The organism is Nostoc sp. T09 (genome assembly GCF_002154695.1).
GTDB lineage: Bacteria > Cyanobacteriota > Cyanobacteriia > Cyanobacteriales > Nostocaceae > Aulosira.
The window spans coordinates 1-18766 of the sequence record NZ_MTAV01000047.1; the positions used below are offsets into that span (position 1 = coordinate 1).

Annotated in this window: 14 protein-coding genes and 1 pseudogene; 8 read left to right on the plus strand and 7 right to left on the minus strand. The window is 41.9% G+C overall.

The annotated features are described in order from the left end of the window. The first annotated feature begins 463 nt into the window (after positions 1-463). Complete coding sequence (locus BV372_RS11855) at positions 464-3934, plus strand: PAS domain S-box protein (protein ID WP_086686709.1); 3471 nt, start codon at positions 464-466, stop codon at positions 3932-3934. A gap of 190 nt (positions 3935-4124) precedes the next feature. Beyond that, positions 4125-5912, plus strand: coding sequence for an aspartate--tRNA ligase (gene aspS, locus BV372_RS11860; RefSeq protein WP_086686710.1), 1788 nt, complete (start codon positions 4125-4127; stop codon positions 5910-5912). Positions 5913-5937: 25 nt separating this feature from the next. Here aspS and BV372_RS11865 read toward each other — a convergent pair whose 3' ends face one another. Next, entirely contained in the window at positions 5938-6228 is a 291-nt protein-coding gene (locus tag BV372_RS11865; RefSeq protein ID WP_143845072.1) for a hypothetical protein, read from the minus strand. Between the two features lie 187 nt (positions 6229-6415). Here BV372_RS11865 and BV372_RS38360 point away from each other — a divergent pair. Further along, a pseudogene (locus BV372_RS38360) lies at positions 6416-7126 on the plus strand (Uma2 family endonuclease). Between the two features lie 139 nt (positions 7127-7265). Here BV372_RS38360 and BV372_RS36205 read toward each other — a convergent pair. Further along, entirely contained in the window at positions 7266-7421 is a 156-nt protein-coding gene (locus BV372_RS36205; RefSeq protein ID WP_179198059.1) for a hypothetical protein, read from the minus strand. Positions 7422-7545: 124 nt separating this feature from the next. Here BV372_RS36205 and BV372_RS11880 point away from each other — a divergent pair, with 124 nt between their 5' ends. Continuing rightward, a complete protein-coding gene (locus BV372_RS11880) occupies positions 7546-8367 on the plus strand; it encodes an S-adenosyl-l-methionine hydroxide adenosyltransferase family protein (protein ID WP_086686713.1) in 822 nt (273 codons plus the stop codon). 81 nt (positions 8368-8448) lie between these two features. On the opposite strand, the gene BV372_RS11885 is transcribed toward BV372_RS11880, so the two are convergent. Then, on the minus strand, positions 8449-8979 hold the full coding sequence (locus tag BV372_RS11885; protein WP_256973168.1) for an SH3 domain-containing protein: 531 nt from the start codon (positions 8977-8979) through the stop codon (positions 8449-8451). A 382-nt stretch (positions 8980-9361) separates the two neighbouring features. On the opposite strand from BV372_RS11885, the gene BV372_RS11890 reads away from it, so the two are divergent. Both BV372_RS11890 and BV372_RS11895 read left to right on the plus strand, forming a co-directional pair. Next, positions 9362-10018, plus strand: coding sequence for a DUF2301 domain-containing membrane protein (locus tag BV372_RS11890; RefSeq protein ID WP_086686715.1), 657 nt, complete (start codon positions 9362-9364; stop codon positions 10016-10018). After that, positions 10018-10710, plus strand: a complete 693-nt coding sequence (locus BV372_RS11895) for an ElyC/SanA/YdcF family protein (RefSeq protein ID WP_086686716.1) — start codon at positions 10018-10020, stop codon at positions 10708-10710. The genes BV372_RS11890 and BV372_RS11895 overlap by 1 nt, the downstream gene beginning before the upstream one ends. Positions 10711-10723: 13 nt before the next feature. On the opposite strand, the gene BV372_RS11900 is transcribed toward BV372_RS11895, so the two are convergent. After that, positions 10724-11860, minus strand: a complete 1137-nt coding sequence (locus BV372_RS11900; protein ID WP_086686717.1) for an alpha/beta hydrolase — start codon at positions 11858-11860, stop codon at positions 10724-10726. 161 nt (positions 11861-12021) lie between these two features. Here BV372_RS11900 and dprA point away from each other — a divergent pair, with 161 nt between their 5' ends. Together dprA and BV372_RS11910 are read left to right on the plus strand one after the other, a co-directional pair. Continuing rightward, positions 12022-13140: a DNA-processing protein DprA gene (dprA, locus tag BV372_RS11905; RefSeq protein WP_086686718.1), complete on the plus strand. Its 1119-nt coding sequence runs from the start codon at positions 12022-12024 to the stop codon at positions 13138-13140. 386 nt (positions 13141-13526) lie between these two features. Further along, positions 13527-14909 carry a serine/threonine-protein kinase gene (locus tag BV372_RS11910; RefSeq protein WP_086686719.1) on the plus strand — a complete coding sequence of 461 codons (1383 nt, stop codon included), beginning with the start codon at positions 13527-13529 and terminating at the stop codon, positions 14907-14909. Between the two features lie 309 nt (positions 14910-15218). On the opposite strand, the gene psb28 is transcribed toward BV372_RS11910, so the two are convergent. The 3 genes from psb28 to BV372_RS11925 form a co-directional block, all read right to left on the minus strand. Further along, positions 15219-15587 (minus strand): photosystem II reaction center protein Psb28, encoded by a 369-nt coding sequence (gene psb28 / locus BV372_RS11915; RefSeq protein WP_086686720.1) that lies wholly within the window; start codon positions 15585-15587, stop codon positions 15219-15221. A gap of 246 nt (positions 15588-15833) precedes the next feature. Beyond that, positions 15834-17510 (minus strand): serine hydrolase, encoded by a 1677-nt coding sequence (locus BV372_RS11920; RefSeq protein WP_086686721.1) that lies wholly within the window; start codon positions 17508-17510, stop codon positions 15834-15836. A 122-nt stretch (positions 17511-17632) separates the two neighbouring features. Continuing rightward, on the minus strand, positions 17633-18370 hold the full coding sequence (locus BV372_RS11925) for an RNA methyltransferase (protein WP_086686722.1): 738 nt from the start codon (positions 18368-18370) through the stop codon (positions 17633-17635). Positions 18371-18766 lie beyond the last annotated feature (396 nt).

The following is an 18766-nucleotide window of genomic DNA, read 5'->3' on the forward strand; positions in this document are numbered from 1 at the left end:
GTTGCAAACGCTACCTTCAGTTCCTCTCAGTATTTTCTCATGAATCATTCCGGATTGCTAAAGTATATATAGCGTTATATATTAAGATTGTCTATTTAAAAGTAATATTTGTTTTATGTTTAATTAAACAATTTTATAACAATAACAAAATTAATTATTAAAAATATTAAAGCTATGAATAGGGTAAGGACAGTAATTTAAAGTAAACTCGTTTAGCGCCAAACTTTGATAACTTTGGGTGTAATAATTATCAAATTCCATCTTTTTAATCAACAATGTCTATTACTCTCCAGTCACCCCTTTAGTTTGTATAAGTTTTGAGTGTTAGTCTAAAAGTAGTATCAATCTAAAATAGCTGTTATAGGCTTTAGGTTTTGAGGTTAATTCCAACCCTCAATAAGGACGATTTCTTGAGGCAAGAAGAGAATTACCTAGTGTCTACTGGAGGTTAGACTAAATAACAATGCGTTCCTGGGTAAATAGCATACTATTATCTAGCCTTCGTACTCGTCTGGTACTTCTCGTTCTCCTAGCCGTCGTTCCGGCATTGGGGCTAATTCTCTACACTGCTTCCGAACAAAGACATAGCGCAACGCTGGAGACGCAGCAAAACACACTACGGTTGGTGAGATTAGCAGCTAATAACCAGAGACAGGTGGTTGACGCAACCCGCCAGATTCTCACAATCTTGGCGCAGCTTCCAGTAATTCGTAAGGGCAACTCCGCAGAGTGCGATCGCTTGCTTGCCGATCTCCTTAAACAGTATCCTAGCTATGCCAACTTTGCCGTGCTTGATAGGCGAGGAAACACAATTTGCAGTGGTCTTTTTAATAGTGTCTCAATTAATTTAGCAGACCGCCCTTATTTCCAGCGTGCTTTGCAAAGCAGCAAATTTGCAATTGGTGAGTATCAGATTGATCGTTTTACCAAAAAAGCAACGGTTAACTTTGCTTACCCGATTTTAGACAAGCTGGGGCGAGTTCAAGTTGTGGTGATCGCTGCCCTTGATTTAGCCGAATTGAACAAGTTAGCGGCTCAAGTAAGGTTATCCCAAGGAGCAGTGCTGAGTGTAGTCGATCACCAAGGCAGGCTATTAGTTCGCTATCCCGAGCCGCAGAAGTGGGTAGGAAAATCTATACCAGAAGCAGCCTTCTATCAAATGAAACTCGCTCAAGGTGAGGGCACATACGAAGCGAATAGCTTGGATGGTATCCCTCGTCTGTTTGCTTTTGCCGCAGTAGGTGATGATCCCCTCAACCCTGATGCTTACATTAGGGTTGGCATTCCTCTGTCTTCTGTACTTGCAAAGGAAGACAGGCTATTAGTTCGCAATCTGATTGGGTTGGGTGCTGTTACTATCTTGGCATTAATTGCGGCGTGGGTAGGTGGAGACATCTTTCTGATCCGGCAGGTGAATTTGCTGGTGCAAACAGCTCAGAAACTGGGCAATGGCGAACTGAATACACGCACCGGACTCTCTAATAAATTGGGGGAAATCGGTCAACTTGCTCGTGCTATTGACGAGATGGCAGAAGCGCTGGAAGTGCGGGAAGTGGCGATCGCTTCTCTTAACCGAGACTTGAAAACTTTGTTTGAGCTAATTCCTATTGGCATTCTCGTCGCTCAAGACCCCGAATTTAGGCAGGTGAAAGCAAACCCAGCATTTGCGCAGATTTTGGGTATCTCATCTGAAGACAACATCTCTTATACTCCAGTTGATGCACCTCGTCCATCCTACAAAATCTTACGGGATGGTAAGGAACTTACTCCGAATGAATTTCCGCTGCGCTATGCTGCCATTCATAAAGTTGAAATCAAAGGCACAGAGGTTGATATCGTCCGAGGAGATGGCACTGTATTCAACTTATTTGGTTATGCTGCTCCCTTACTTGATGAGCAGGGTAAAGCCAGAGGTTCAGTAGCAGCGTTTTTAAATATTAGCGATCGCAAGCAGATAGAGGAACGCACACGTCAGTTAATGACTCAAATCCAAAACCAGGCGAATGTATTACACGCGATTCTCTGTGCTTCTGTCGATCACATTTATATCTTTGATCGGCTAGGCCGCTATCAATACGTTAGCGATGGCGGTGCTACAGTCATGGGCATGAAACCTGAGGATTTTGTGGGTAAGACTTGGCGAGAACTCGGCTTAGCCCCAGAAGTTATAGAAACTATGAATCGGTTGGATGCTCAGCGAGAAGCAGTGATGGCAAATGGGCAACCGCTCACGGCTGAGGCTGACTATCTAGCAGCAGACGGAGTACACTACTATGAATACATTCTTGCTCCTCTACAAAGTTCAAATCAAACAATTGAAGGTGTAATTGCCGTATCTCGTGATATTACTGACCGCAAGCGGACAGAGCAAGCGCTTAGAGATAGTGAGCAACGGCTACGGTTGGCACAACGGGCGGCCAAAATTGGTACTTGGGAATGGAATTTGAAAACTGGAGAGGTGTCTTGGTCAGAAGGGATCTGGGACATTTTGGGGCTGGAGCGAAGTATTGAAGACCCCAGTGCGAAGGCTTGGGTAGACTTTATTCATCCTGACGATCGCCAACGGACATTGCAAACTGTTGAAAATTTATTTGCTCAAGGTGAAGAATACTACGATGAATTCCGGATTATCCGCAATGATGGCACCGTCGTCTGGCTGTCATCCAAGGGGCGGATTACCCGTGGTGTAGATGGGCAAGTCGAGCGGTTTTTGGGAGTCAATATCGATATCAGCGATCGCAAGCGTTCAGAAGCAGAGCGCGAACAACTACTAATTCGGGAGCAGGCTGCAAGGGAAGCCGCAGAAGCAGCAAACCGAATTAAAGATGAGTTTCTCGCCGTCTTATCCCATGAATTGCGAACTCCTCTCAATCCCATTCTTGGCTGGACACAACTGCTGCGGGCAGGCAAATTAGATGAGGCAAAAAAAGCGATCGCATTGGAGACAATAGAGCGCAATGCTAAGTTGCAAACTCAACTAATTGGAGATTTATTAGATATTTCCCGGATTCTGCAAGGAAAATTGACACTCAACATTTGTCCGGTTGATTTAGCTGCAACTATTGAAGCAGCCAAGGAAACTGTACGTTTGGCAGCTGAAGCTAAGTCAATTCAAATTCAGACTGAGATTGTTTCTACTGTCAAGCCTTTCATGGGTGATGCTAGCCGCCTGCAACAGGTGGTGTGGAATTTGCTCTCGAATGCAGTCAAGTTCACTCCTATTGGCGGACAAGTAAAAATTAAGCTGGAATCTGTTGGCACTGATGCTCAAATTCAAGTCAGCGATTCAGGTAAGGGAATCAGTCCAGAGTTTCTGCCTTATGTATTTGAGACATTTCGGCAAGCAGATAGTGCCACTACGCGTCAGTTTGGCGGATTAGGATTGGGATTGGCGATCGTGCGTCACATCGTGGAAATGCATGGTGGTAGAGTCTGCGCAGACAGCCCTGGGGAAGGACAGGGAGCAACGTTTACAGTCAAATTACCGCTAATGTTGGCAACAGCAAAAGAACAGCCGCAGGAACCCCAACGAGAAAATAGATTAGATTTGAGTAGAGTCCGCGTACTGGTAGTTGATGATGAAACTGATACACGTGAGCTATTGGTGTTCATCATCCAACAATATGGTGCTGAGGTAACCGCGGCATCCTCAGCAAGAGAGGCATTCAAGGAGTTAAAACAGTTTCAGCCAAATGTCCTTGTTTGTGACATTGCCATGCCAGAAATAGATGGATATACACTGATACGCCAAGTGAGAGCCTGTCCATCAGAGCAAAGCAAACAAATTCCCGCGATCGCCTTGACTGCATTCGCAGGTGAATTCAACCAACAACAAGCCTTGGCAGCAGGTTTTCAAAAGCACCTAGCCAAGCCAGTAGAAGCAGATCAACTTGTACAAGCGATCGCGAGTTTGGTTTATGCAAACTATTCTTAATGATTTCCTACCTCCAGCAATGAATTTAATTTTGTCCAATTACTTATCAACACAAGTTTGACCAATCTCCTCAGTTCTTTGTCCGGAGATTATGCCATCTTGTCTTCAATTAGATACTATTGATGCTAGATAATGGGAAAGCTTTGACATTTACTTGCCCATCTAGAGCGGAAGAACAGAATTAACTACTATGCGAACTCACTATTGCGGCGCACTCCGAAAAGAACATATTGGAGAAACTGTTACCTTGTACGGATGGGTAGACCGTCGCCGCGATCATGGGGGCGTGATATTTTTAGATTTGCGCGATCGCTCTGGCATTGTCCAAATTGTTAGCGATCCCCAACGCACCCCAGATTCCTATGAGCCAGCAAATGCTCTGCGGAATGAATACGTTGTCGAAATCACTGGTAGGGTGACGCAACGTCCTGACGAATCTCTAAATCCTCGCATACCTACAGGTGAAGTGGAAATCTACGCGGATAAAATTGAATTACTCAACGCTGTCCGCAAACAGTTACCTTTCCAAGTTTCCACAGCTGACACTGAGACAGTGCGGGAAGATTTGCGGCTGAAGTATCGTTACTTGGATTTGCGACGCGAACGTATGGCGCGGAATATGCAATTGCGTCATCAAGTTGTCAAAGCCATGCGCCGCTACTTGGAAGACGTAGAAGGTTTTATTGAAATTGAAACCCCGATACTTACTCGTTCTACCCCAGAAGGAGCGCGGGATTATATCCTCCCCAGTCGCGTCAACCCTGGTGAGTGGTTTGCGTTACCACAATCACCACAATTATTTAAACAATTGCTGATGGTATCCGGTCTGGACAGATATTATCAGATTGCCCGTTGCTTCCGCGATGAAGACTTACGAGCGGATAGACAACCAGAATTTACCCAGTTGGACATGGAAATGAGTTTCATGTCTCAAGAAGAAATTATCGAACTCAATGAGAAGTTAGTTTCTTATATTTTCAAAACCGTTAAAGGAATTGAGTTACACCATCCTTTCCCGCGTCTTACCTATGCCGAAGCGATGGAACGCTACGGTAGTGATAAACCAGATACTCGTTATGGTTTGGAATTAATTAATGTTTCTGATGTCTTAAAAGATTCTGGTTTCAAAGTTTTTCGGGACGCTGTAGCCAACGGTGGCGAAGTGAAAATCTTGCCAATTCCCAATGGTAATGATGCAATTTCTAATGTCCGCATCAAACCAGGCGGCGATATTTTCAAAGAAGCCAGTGAAGCGGGTGCTAAAGGTTTAGCTTACATCCGCGTTAGGGAAGATGGTGAAATTGACACCATTGGCGCGATTAAAGACAACCTCAGCGTTGAACAAAAAGCAGAGATTTTACAGCGTACAGGTGCAAAAGCCGGTCATTTGCTCCTATTTGGGGCTGGTGATGCCGCTACAGTTAATAAAACTTTAGATAGATTACGGCAGTTTGTGGCTAAAGAGTTTGGGTTAATTGATCCAGAGAAAATCAACTTGCTTTGGATTACCGATTTTCCCATGTTCGAGTGGAATGCTGATGAAAAACGTCTAGAAGCGCTGCACCACCCATTTACTGCACCCCATCCTGATGATTTGCATGATTTAAAAACCGCCCGCGCCCAAGCTTACGATTTAGTATTCAACGGCTTTGAAGTTGGTGGCGGTAGTCGGCGGATTTATCAGCGAGACATTCAAGAACAGGTGTTTGAAGCCATAGGTTTGTCTCCCGAAGAAGCACAAAATAAATTTGGCTTTCTCTTAGAGGCGTTTGAATATGGTACCCCGCCTCATGGTGGCATTGCCTACGGTTTAGATCGTTTGGTAATGTTGCTAGCTGGAGAAGATTCTATCCGCGATGTCATCGCTTTTCCGAAGACACAACAAGCCCGTTGTGTATTGACTGATGCGCCTTCTGGAGTAGATGCCAAGCAGTTGAAAGAATTGCACGTTACTTCGACTTACAAGCCAAAAACTTAAGACGGCTGATAGACAGTATTGAGAGTTAGAGTAAGCCTTTATAGCTAAGTTCTTCTCTAACTCTTCTGTTATGTTGATTATGCTCCCTTTGCCTTTCATCAATGGCTGGACTGTATTCTAAAGGCGGTTCTAAACATTCTAAGTGTTCTTTTTCACCATTCTCATAAATTCTCATGTGACGATCATTAGTCATTCTGTGCATGGCATAATACTCAAGATACTCAATATCTTCTTTAATTCCGAAACTAAAATTTATCTTCCAGCCAGCTTGCAAAATTGAACCTTGATGACGCTGTTTTAAATTATCTTCTGGCAAGGTAATTTCCCATTTGGAGAAATGCTTATTGAATTCAGTGTGAATTTTGTCCATGTACAAAAAATATATTGTTTAACAAGCAAAAAAATTGCAAGTTGCTGAAACTTACAAACTAAAATTTTACTAATATTCAAGGGAATGAGCGATGCTGTCACAATAGAATCAAGCCGCTATTTCCAGATTCCCTATGAGTGAAGCTATCACCTCAACAGAAGATTTGTTGCCAGATGTTAGTCTTCTGGTAACAGAGGATGACGAACCCTTGGATAATTTACCATCAGAAAAATAACAACGGCTACTGACAGAAACCCTTTATAGTTCTTGGAATGGAGCAAGTAATGCCCAAGGGTTTATCGTTGCTGCTAATGTGGGATTGTATCCCAGTAGCAAGCAACCGCCAATTGTCCCCGATGTGTTTTTAAGCCTAGATGTACAGGTAGCCGAAAACTGGTGGGAAAAAAGACATCGCTCTTATTTTTTTTGGGAGTTTGGTAAACCACCAGAAGTGGTGATAGAAATTGTCTCTTATCGAGAAGGTAATGAAACCGGGCGAAAATTATTAGACTATGCCAGGATGCGGGTCATATAATACATTATCTTTGACCCAACTCAGCAACTTGGCGGTGAAGTTTTACAAATGTATGAGTTACACGGGCGACAATATGTGCCCATGAGCGACCAATGGCTAACTGAAGTTGAGTTAGGTTTATGCTTGTGGTCAGGTGTATATGAAGGCAAGCGAGATGTTTGGCTGAGGTGGTGTGATGCTACTGGTAATGTGATTTCTACAGGTGCAGAACGTGCTGAACAAGAGCAACAGGCTAAAGAAGCCGCTATGCAACGCGCTGAACGTTTGGCAGCACAATTACGAGCATTGGGATTTGACCCTGAGGAGTAGGAAAGGGGCGCAAGGAGCGGGGGAAGGAAGAAAAAACTTGTGACTGTTGACCCTTGCCCAATGCCCAATGACTAATGACAAACAAAAACCCGCTACAGCGGGTTTACACACAACAAAACTATAAATTTGAAGACTTGATTTAAGCACAGTATCTCATTTCGTCTTCCAATTGGCGAATTAGCTTGTCGTCGCCCTTGGCTCTGGCTACTTGCAAACGACGTTCGATATCTCTTTGAATATTTTGTCTGTGAGCTTCTTTAGCTGTATTAGCGGCTTGTAGTCTAGTTGTATTCATAATGATTACCTGGTCATCTGTCATCATCTTTGTCTCGTCTTCTTAATATAGCACAAATTTCGTAGTCTTTGTTACAGAAAAATCTGCTTTATTATATATTTATAGATACACATCGTGTATATCAATGGGGCAATCACAAATCCTTGATGCCAAAACAAGTATCCTGACATTGTTGAGCGATTTTGGCGATCGCGATGTCTATGTGGGTGTAATGAAGGGAGTAATTGCTCAAATCAACCCCAAGCTGACGGTAGTAGACTTAACTCACCAGATTCCGCCGCAAAGTATCGCCGCCGCTAGGTTCTGCTTAATGAATGCTTATCCTTATTTCTCAATGGGGACAGTACATGTAGCTGTGGTAGATCCGGGGGTGGGAAGCAGGCGAAGGGCGATCGCAGTAGAATTTGTCCAAGGATTTCTAGTAGGGCCAGATAATGGCATCTTTAGTGGAGTACTCAGTCAAAAATCAGCGATCGCAGCAGTTGAATTAACAAATTTTAACTATTGGCGAACTCCTCAACCCAGTACCACATTCCACGGTAGAGATATCTTTGCACCAGTGGGAGCTAATCTTGCTAGTGGTGTACCCATCCAAGAACTAGGGCAAGAAATCGATCCAGCAACTTTGGTACAGCTAAATATCGGTGAATGCAAAGAGACAAGCACTGGTGTAATGGGTTGTATTCAATATATTGACCACTTTGGCAACTTAGTCAGCAATATTCCTGGGAGTTATGTGCAAGGTAAAACCTGGTGCGTGCAAGTTCGTGGGTTGACTATACCGGGGTGTGCAACTTACAGCGATGTTCAGGTTGGAGAGGCGATCGCTTTAGTTGGAAGTCACGGTTGGGTAGAAATTGCCATCAATAGCGGTAATGCACATTCCCGATTGCAGATCAACTTGCAAGATAGTCTAGAAGTTATTAGCAGCGCAAACACACTTTAAGCTGGCAAAAAAGCACATAATACCATTTTGGATTTAGCTTTTTTGCCGCTCTGCGTAGGCGTAGCCCGCCGCAGGCATCGCCTAATTTGCAGGACAAGTAATAATACATCCTTGCGGCCATATCGATAGCAGATCTTCTCGCACCCAACCAGTAACATTATTTGGGAACTTGATGCGATACCAACGATATTGACCCGCCTGTTGATACGAATCTTCAACCGTCACCAAATCACCTGACAGCGCGTTGTACAGAACCTTGCTTCTTAAGTTGGGAGAGAAACGCACGTTAATTTTATAGCCGCGATTGCCCGCTATGGTAGCATAACGCTTGTTGCTCGGCTTAAAGCTAACTAAATCGCTTCGTATCCAACCGCTTGCTGTTCCTTCCACCGTTGGTTGCACAAAGTACCAGTAGTCGCCATCATCTCCCCCTGTAATATTCAAAACCTCCACATTACTGCCCGATGGTAAGATTTCTTCTACGGTTGCTGTCAAAGATGCACCTGTTCGCAGATTACTTCTACTCGTCAAGGTCGCCGGACGAGCCATTGCAGGCAATACTCCAGCCATCAATGTTGCAAAAGTCAACAATCCTGCTGTCAACTTTGTCATTAAACTCATAAATTCTCCAGAAGATAGTTGATAAAAAAGTATAAAATTAAACTCGCAAGCAACTTTAACTACATATAAATACAGAACCAATCAGAGATTTTCCGAAAAAGTGAGTTTTCTTTAAAATGCATTTACCCTGAATTGAAGAGGACACAGGGACACGGAAACAAGCCAAATGTCAAGCTTAAGGATTCAAATCAGCAATAGATTTTTTCGTCTCCACGGCTGTAGCTTGCTTCCTGTAGGGTAGTCGGGAGCAAATGACTAAGTGCTTCAATTTTGAGAAGTGTACGCTTTGCGTCTTCTTGGCTATTAGTCATTAGTCATTTGTTATTAGACTAGAAGGGACTAATTATCAATTCAGTCTCATAACTGATTTATTATGACTACGCAAACATTATCAGCCCCAGAAGTTTATCAAGGTCAGTTTGGAGAATTTACAATTACTCAGAGCGATCGCACTGGTGTAATTATCTATCGCGCTGGATTAATGATAGCTGCACTCAGCTTTGCTATAGGTAGCGCTTTAGTATTGTTCAACAATCACCCAACAAATTTTGCGGTACTAACTCCGCTATTTGCCTGTTTTACTCTTGCTCTTGGTGTTAGTTTGTTAACCATCCACATATACATGGCAATACTGCACCGATTTTTACAGGTTTTTTGGGCGATTGGTAGCATTGCATCAGTGGGATTGGCGTTTTCTAATAGTGAACCTTTAGCTGTTACCATTTACAATCATCCTTTTACCTTATTCGGAGTAGGATTTACCTTTGTAGCCTTGACTGGTATTTATTTCAAAGAGGCTTTTTGCTTTAATCGCCTAGAAACTAAAGTCTTAACTTTTACAGTACCGCTGTTGTTATTAGGTCATTTGCTGGGGATTTTACCAATTCAATTAGAACAAGTTTTATTGGGAATTTGGGCAGTCTTGTTTTTAGTATTTGCCTTGCGTAAGACAGTACAAGCAATTCCTGCGGATATTGGAGATAAATCTGTGTTTACTTATTTGAAACAACAGCGTTCACAACAGGTTTAATGCAGAACAAAAAAAATCGCCAGCGGCTAAAAATTCCCAAATTCAGATTAATCAAACGCCAAGAAATGTGGATATTGACGGTTCAGGGTTGGATAATTGCGATCGCATTACTTACTGCTTTAATAATTTTCACGATTACTCATATCCACCCATTTCTGGCGGTTACTTCTCCCATCAAATCAGCAGAATTATTAGTTGTGGAAGGATGGCTACCAGACTATGCAATACAACAAGCTGTAATTGAATTTAAAAGTGGTAATTATCGCCAAATAATTACTACAGGAGGCACTTTAGAGCGAGGAAATTATTTAACGGCATACAACACGTTTGCAGATGTAGCAGCAGCCACCTTAAAAAAACTGGGTTTGGAACCAGAGAAGGTGGTAGCTGTACCTGCACCCTACGTAATTAAAGATCGTAGCTATACATCTGCTGCCGAATTTGGCCGCTGGCTATCTAAGTCCAATTTACAACCTAAATCAATTAATCTTTTCTCCTGGGATGCTCATACTCGCAGGAGTTGGCTGCTATTTCAAAAAGTACTGGCTCCTCAGATTAACGTAGGTGCGATCGCAGCCAAAACACAAGATTACGATCCTAAAAAATGGTGGCGTTATAGCCAAGGTGTACGTACAGTGATTGATGAAGCGATCGCTTATATTTATGCACATTTTTTTAATTGGAAAGCGTAAAAATTAACTGAGATTATTTACCAAGGATTTGCAATAATGCTCCTTGGTAAATCTTGAGTCCTTCTGCATTGAGATGGACACCATCAGTTGTTAAATTCTGTTTCAGAACTTTATTTTCATACAATGGTGCCACACCTGCTTCTACAACTGATACTTTTTCTCTAGCTGCAACTTGAGTAATTAAAGCATTAATTTGTTCAACCTTAGAAAGTGGTGCTGCTAAATTGGGATTTGAGCTAGCTGCAACCGTTGAGTAAAAGGCTGGAATCAGAAAAACCTCCTGCGATTCCAGTTTGCGGACAAGCGCGATCGCCTCTTGCAGATTTTTGCTAAATAATTCATCATTAATTCCATACAAAGCATCATTTGCTCCAATAGCAATAATCGCTTTTTGGCATTTCACCTTATTATCATTTAAACTTTGAAGTTGGGGAATCAATGAAATAGAGCTAAGACCATTAAAGCCAAAATTAAAATTCTGATTACCTAATGTATTACCCAATCCAGCCGAAATAGAATCACCAAACAAACAGCCTGAATATTGCTTACCCTGGGTGGCAAATATTTGATATTGAAATGCAAGTTTACTTAAAACTGAAGAATCTAAATTATCCTTTGGTTTTTCATTAGAATCACTAGAAAATAAGTTTGACATACTAACTAACTTGAAAGCTTTTGGTAAGTCAACAACTAATCTGCTACTGGGGTAAGCTTCTAAAAAGCTGACTACACCCAGACCTTCTGGAGATTTAGCACCTAAAATAATTGCAGATCTTAATGCTGAGACACCAGCTTGATCGCGGCGGTCAATTGCTTGAGATGCAAAATATAAAATTTGCTTACCAACTATGGTATCTGCTAGTTTATCTACAGCAGAAATATCAAGAGACATTTTTATTTGCAAAGCTGCCTGTAACTGTTGCTGTTGTTCAGGGCTAAGATAACGCAGAAAAGATTGAAGATCTGAAGAAACTTGTTGGTTTTCAGCGTACTTACGAATGTCTGCTATAGGTAGGGATTGCTCAAACAAACCATATCTAACAATAAGTTTTTCAGATGCCAAACTTGGCAATGAAACTGTCAGAGCATCAAGAATCAAAAATATTAAACACCCAGATAGGGATAACAGCAATCGTCGGAAAAATTTCATGGCTCAGGAGAATAAGAAAACCAATAGTTAATACTCAATGCTCATGTGCCATTAGTCAAGATTTATCAATAATTTAGTGCTGTTCTGGTTAATTTATTCCCAGCAATAATCAATCAACCGAATTTGGGAATACTCAATCCAGTTGGTGTGAGGATGGATAAGTGGCAGAAGAACGCGCATATTGGTTAGCTTGGTCACAAATTTCTGGGATTGGACCAGTATTGCTACGACGCTTGCAACAGCATTTTGGCACGCTGGCAATAGCTTGGAAAGCGACTGCGGCTGAATTGGCACAGGTAGAGGGTTTTGGTTTTCAGACATTGGAAAAAGTAGTAAAACAGCGATCGCGTTTGCATCCAGAACAACTACTCCTCAAGCACGAACAGGAAAATCCCCATTTTTGGACACCAGCAGATGCAGATTATCCTCGCTTGCTATTAGAAACTCCCAGTCCACCCCCCAGTTTGTACTATCGCGGTGAAGTGGAACTGCAAGAAAATCTCGGAAACAAACCTCTAGTTGGCATTGTCGGGACTCGTCAACCCTCAGATTACGGCATTCGTTGGACTCGCCAGATTAGTACAGCTTTGGCGAAAAACGGCTTTACAGTTGTTTCTGGGATGGCTGAGGGAATTGATACCGAAAGCCACATAGCAACGATGAAAGCAGGTGGACGGACGATCGCAGTTTTAGGTACAGGTGTAGATGTCATCTATCCACCCAAAAACCGGGATTTGTACAAACAGATTTTGAGCGCGGGATTAGTTGTAAGTGAATATCCTGCCAAAACGCCACCAGATCGCAGCCACTTTCCACGCCGCAATCGCATTATTGCAGGTTTAAGCCGTGCCATCTTAGTTATAGAAGCACCATTAAAATCTGGTGCTTTAATTACCGCCACATACGCCAATGATTTCGGCAGAGATGTCTATGCATTACCTGGTAGGGTAGACGACCATCCATCCCAAGGGTGTTTAAAATTAATTAGTCAAGGAGCTTCTATAATTCTTAAAGAACTAGACGAACTTTTAAAAATGCTGGGCGCAATACCAAAACTGGATGTAGTTGCAGAATCTTCAGCACCGCAGCAGTTGACTTTGCCAGATTTACCACCAGAATTGCAACAGGTAATAAGTACTTTTGGTGTTGATGCCTTACCATTCGATTTTATTGTCCAAAAAACAGGCTTGGCTGCTGGCTCAGTTTCCAGCGCTTTGTTGCAGTTAGAACTTATGGGTTTGGTTTCGCAACTACCAGGAATGCGATATCAGAAAATATAATCTTTATCAGACATATAGCGTCAACCCCTAGGTGTTTTGCTAATATAAAATTTTATACACAACAAGCTCATAGCACCAGGGTGGCACTATTTATGACTAGTAAAAATAATATTAGTTTAAATGCAAAATTATATATAAATATTGTTATCAAATTTTTGGAAAAGCTTCAGTAGGCTTTGAAGTTAACATAGTACTGATAAAAAATAGTTTTCATCAAAGACAATGCTGTAACTGCCTAAGATAATGAGCTTAGCGGTTTTTTGACTATTAGTTATCGCATATAAAATTTCGTCACAATCAAGCCCTGAAAGTTAAACGATAGGTAATCCGTTCCCTAATCTACTGTATGAATTGACAACAATATACTAGTAAATGGATGGCCTCATATGAAGCAAAGCGGAACAATAATCGGAGAACGTTACCGAATTGAAAAAAGGCTGAAACAAGGAGGATATGGTATCACTTACCTGGCTGTTGATATGCATCTACCAAGCTCTCCTAAATGTGTAGTTAAACAACTCAGCCTACAAAGCAATAACCCTATTATTTTATTGAAAGCTCGAAAAATGTTTGCCAATGAAGCCAAAGTCTTAGAGCGATTAGGAGAGAAGCATGATCAAATTCCTAAACTATTAGGCTACTTTGAGGAGGAAAATGAAGAATTTTATCTAGTTCAGGAATTGATTGATGGCTATGATCTGAGCCATGAAATCACTCCAGGTAATCATCTAAGTGAGAATAAGGTAATTACTTTATTAGAGGATATTCTCAAAATCTTAGAATTTGTCCATCAGCAAAGTGTGATCCATAGAGACATCAAACCATCGAATTTAATCCGGCGAAGCTCTGATGGCAAAATTGTCATGATTGACTTTGGAGCTGTCAAAGAAATCAGTACTCTAGAAGTTGATTTAAATGGGCAACCCAGCATAACCTATAAAGTAGGAACCTTTGGTTATATGCCCACCGAACAAGAAAACGGTAACCCCCAGCCAAGCAGTGACATCTACGCTGTAGGAATGATCGCCATTCAAGCCTTAACTAGCTTGCACCCTTGTAATTTAAAAAAAGCAAACTCTGGAGATTTTGTCTGGCACAAACATGCACCCAAGGTAAGCAAAGCTCTTGCTCACGTTCTAGACAGAATGGTGTGCCAAAATTTTGAGTTACGCTATCAGTCAGCTACAGAAGCATTAAATGCACTTAGGGAAGCAACGGAAACTACATTACAACTACAACCTGAGCTTAATCAAAATTTAGTTAGCAATAAATTACCACTAGTAAACCCACAAAGGTTGCATCAAAATTCAGTACTTAAGTTATCTATAAATCCGGCTGATTATCCTTTTTTTATTGTTTTATTTTTATTGTTAGTTATTTCTGGTTTTAACATTTTCCAAATTATACAAAGAAAAAATTTGGCATCAAGATACCAATCTTATGAAGCCAAAATTGATTTGAATGATGTATGTACAAAAGACTTTATATATGAAGAGACTGATGAAGTGAAAAACAATATCCCTATTCAAAAATTAGGAATAGATTACAAAAATCAATACAAGAATGTTTGGCCTATCTTTCGTTGGGTTTGTTTATATAAACCTATCAAAAAAGGTAAGAATAATTCTTTTGTTATTGGGGAACCCATACCAATTGGCATAAACTTGGATAAGTATTGTGAAATCAAATACCCAGATGACAAAACAAAGGCTAGCCATCACGACTATAACGATCCTAATTCATTATATTGCACCCGCCCTCACCCATAAAAACATTACAAGTACAGCAGATTGCAGGTTTGTCACTTAATCCGTATATTAGCATTAATTATTATATAGCAATCCTAAATGAGTTGTGAAATTACTCATTGAGCCAGGGAATAGGAAAGAAGGATCTACAAATGTACTTTGTTTTTTCACAAATGAAATAGGACTGCTATAGTTGCTAAAAAATGCAAAATACAAAGGTGGTTGCTACATAACATAATGACGCAACCGCCGCTATTATATCTTGCGACAGTGGGGCTGTTAATATGGCCAAAATCACCTAAAATTCCGAGCAGCGATCGCAAGCAACATCTAACGTTCCCCATATTCCATGCCATTAGCCTCAGCATAGCGATGCATAAATCGCATGAATCTGTCCCAACGGTCATCCTGCTCAATTTCCAATTTACACTCGACTCGCTGTAATTCATCCCCTTCATCACCGCCAAAAATGAATCGAGTAGAAGCAGGAGTAAAATTAATTTCACCTTCTTCATCTGTTAAACGCAAGGAATTCAAAGATGGTTTGGTAAAGCTATTAAACCCTTCCAAAGCTTGCAATTTCTCGAAAAACATCACAACTATGCGTTTACCAGTACGGACTTCGCGTCGCAAACTTACATTACTCAGATCTTCAAAAAGTCCAGCAAAAAATTCGATTGAAGGTGTAGTTGATTCCATATTAAATGAAGTATCAAATGTAAAGTATTAATGATGAAATTTGAAATGAACCATTCCATTTTTATTTTCAACCTTTAGGCTAAATACTTCACCTTTTTTTCATACTTCATTATGTTTTTGTTAACTTGTAAGTAGTCCGGTGAGCATTGGGCAAGTCTTATTAATTACTTCTCCCTTGTCCTCCCTGTCCTCCTTCTCTCCCTGCTCCCTTGCATTCATAGCTGGAAGTCCCCAACTGCCCTGCACTTATCTAGGTGGGTAATACTGGGGATTCATGACTGGAGATGATGGATAACCAGTATTAGGCATAGGGTTTACCATGCCGTTGGGATAAGGAGCCATGATTGGGGGTTGATAACCATTCATGGGTACAGTACTGCCTGTATTGTTGGGCATGGGTACAGTATTGAATGTACTGTTGGGCATGGGTACAGGAGGAGCCATTACTGGCGACTGATAACCAGTTGCAGGCATAGTGGTTGTAGTGCCACTGGGCATAGTGGTTGTAGTGCCACTGGGCATAACCGCATTTTGGCTAAATTGTTGGTAAGCGGCACGAGAAATGGCGCTAATGAGTTTTTCAGCGCGGAGGTCGTTATTGGGACGCTGTACCATAACTGCGGCTATGTAGCGCTTACCAGTGGGGATATCAACTAAACCTGCATCTGCCAGCATTGTGCCGATATCGCCTGTTTTGTGGGCAATACTAGCGCCTGCTCCTAAACCAGATGGCAGCAAAGTGTCTTTTTGAGTTTGGCGCATGATATCAAGCAGCCGATCGCGCGATCGCATATTTACCAAATTCCCCTGATTTACCATCGCCATCAAGGTAGCTAATTCCTTGGGACTGGTGGTATTTGTCCCTTGTAAATCTGGAAGTTGATTGCGAATTGCTGTAGTTGTCAAACCCCAACTGCGGAAACGCTGGTTCAACGCTTCTATCCCTCCCAGTCGAGCAATCAGCATATTTGTTGCTGTATTGTCGCTGATGGTAATCATTTTAGTGGCGACTTCTAAAGCCGTGTACTGAGTACCCGCCGGCTTGTATTGCATATTTCCGGAGCCACCAGCAATCATCTGTTGCTGCATGGTCAGCATTTCATCCAGGCGGATTTTCCCTGCATCTAAATCTTGGAAGAAGGCGACCAAAATTGGTATTTTAATCGTACTGGCCGCTGGAAAACTAGTAGCGCTATTCACATCTACATAAGCACCTGTATCCAAATCTACTAATAAAACTCCCGGTGTCAGATTTGGATTTGCCGCCGCCAGGTTTTGCACGGCAGTTTTCAACGAGGTAATTTCCTGAGATAAATATAAGCCAGAAGGCGTTTGAGCAGTTGGGGTAGGTTGGGATTGGGATTGCCCAACATTAGTATTAGATGTTGAAGAAGTTGGTGTCATCCGAGTAGCTGGGTCTAATACAGATAAAACCGTGCCCATAATCGCGCCGATACCAACTCCCACAATCAACAGCCGCATGGTATACAGCAGTGTTCTTGCCATTGGTTTTAAACGTGTCTTACGCGATCGCATGGCTGTTTTAGGCGACCCATGCCGATCGACCCGTACTGTCTTCAACTTTACAGTACTGGGTTGTACTTGAGGAGCCGTTACCTTCGTTCTGGGGATTGGTTTCACCGCTGCTGGCATTACCAGCCCTGGTCTTGACCTTGATACCCCAGCCGCCATTGGAGAGTTATTAGCACTCTTGGTTACCCGTGTAAGCGTGGCTTCTTTAGCGACAGCACGCTTTTGGTTGGGAACTTTCACTTTTTTGGGTTCCACTTTTTGCACTTTGGGTGGACGCTGGCGGCGGTTTACGGGTTGACGCCGCGAGAAAGCTCTAAGTTTTTCACTCGATTCTGACACCGCTACTCCTTGTGACCCAATCGATTTTTTTCCTGCTGACTCCCGGCCCAAAACTCACTCCTCAAGCAATCTAATACTGAAATCACTTTTTGCCACTAAGTAGCATTTTTGTGTTTAGTTTAGGCCATATTATCTATTTTGGGGGGATGAATGCGTACATATTAATCGATGAATTACAAGATTTCACGATCGCTATGGTTTTTCAGTGCCCATTCTACTTGCCGCAAAATCCCTCGCAACATAGCTACTTCAGTCGTTTGCAGGTGTGTACGATTATATAGTTGCCTAAATTTTTCCATTCGGCTAGCTGCGGTATGGGGATAAAGATAACCTATCTTCAGCAGTAAAGATTCTAATTGTTGGTAATAAGCTTCCACCACATCCCAAGGTGCGAGTTCTATTGATGGTGACTCAGTTGCAGATAATTCTGTAAATTGTGCCAGTTCATAACAGCAGATGGCCACAGCCGTAGCCAGATTGAGAGATTGATAACTCTCATGTGTGGGAATCATCACAAACCGCTGAGCATAGTTTAATTCTTCATTGCTTAATCCCCGGTCTTCTCTACCAAAAATTAGCGCTACGGGTTTTTCTATTTCTTCCAATAACCAAGGTAGTGCCGTGCGGGGGTTTTCTAAAGATGTTTCTTGACTGCGAACCCTGCCAGTAGTGGCTACCACTCTTACACATCCCTGCAAAGCTTCGGGTAACGTTGCAACTAATACGGCAGATTCTAAAATCTCTTTGGCATGAACCGCCATTTTCATAGCTTCCATTGACAGCGGATCGCATTGGGGATTGACAATTACCAGATGATTTAGCCCAAAATTTTTCATTGCCCTAGCGATCGACCCCACATTCATTGGACCAGCTGGCTCCATCAACACAATTCTTAACCCAGCTAATCCCATTTCTTGCCTTCCTCCATTCGACCCGAAAAGACTTGCAGAACAATTCTCGGTATTATAGCTTTTGCTAGAGAGCTTCCTGGAAATTATTGTAGCTGTGTTAAAAATTGTTTCTCAAAAAATGCCAAGCAAGCAAACTCAGGCAATAATTACTCGCGCCCTTATTTTTGAATTTCTCATATTTTCTTTGGATTTTAGTTTTACCATTGACAGGGCTAGTAAATAGGTTGACTCTAAAAAAATGTCAAACTTCTGTTTGTTAGGCAGAAAATTTTTTCAACCAAGGCATTTGAGGTTTAATTAAGTCGGTATAGCTGGAAAATAGGCAGGTAAACATCAAGGCTGCAATTCTCTTGATTGATTGGCAAGTTCTTTGATGAGTTACTACTTAGGAATGTG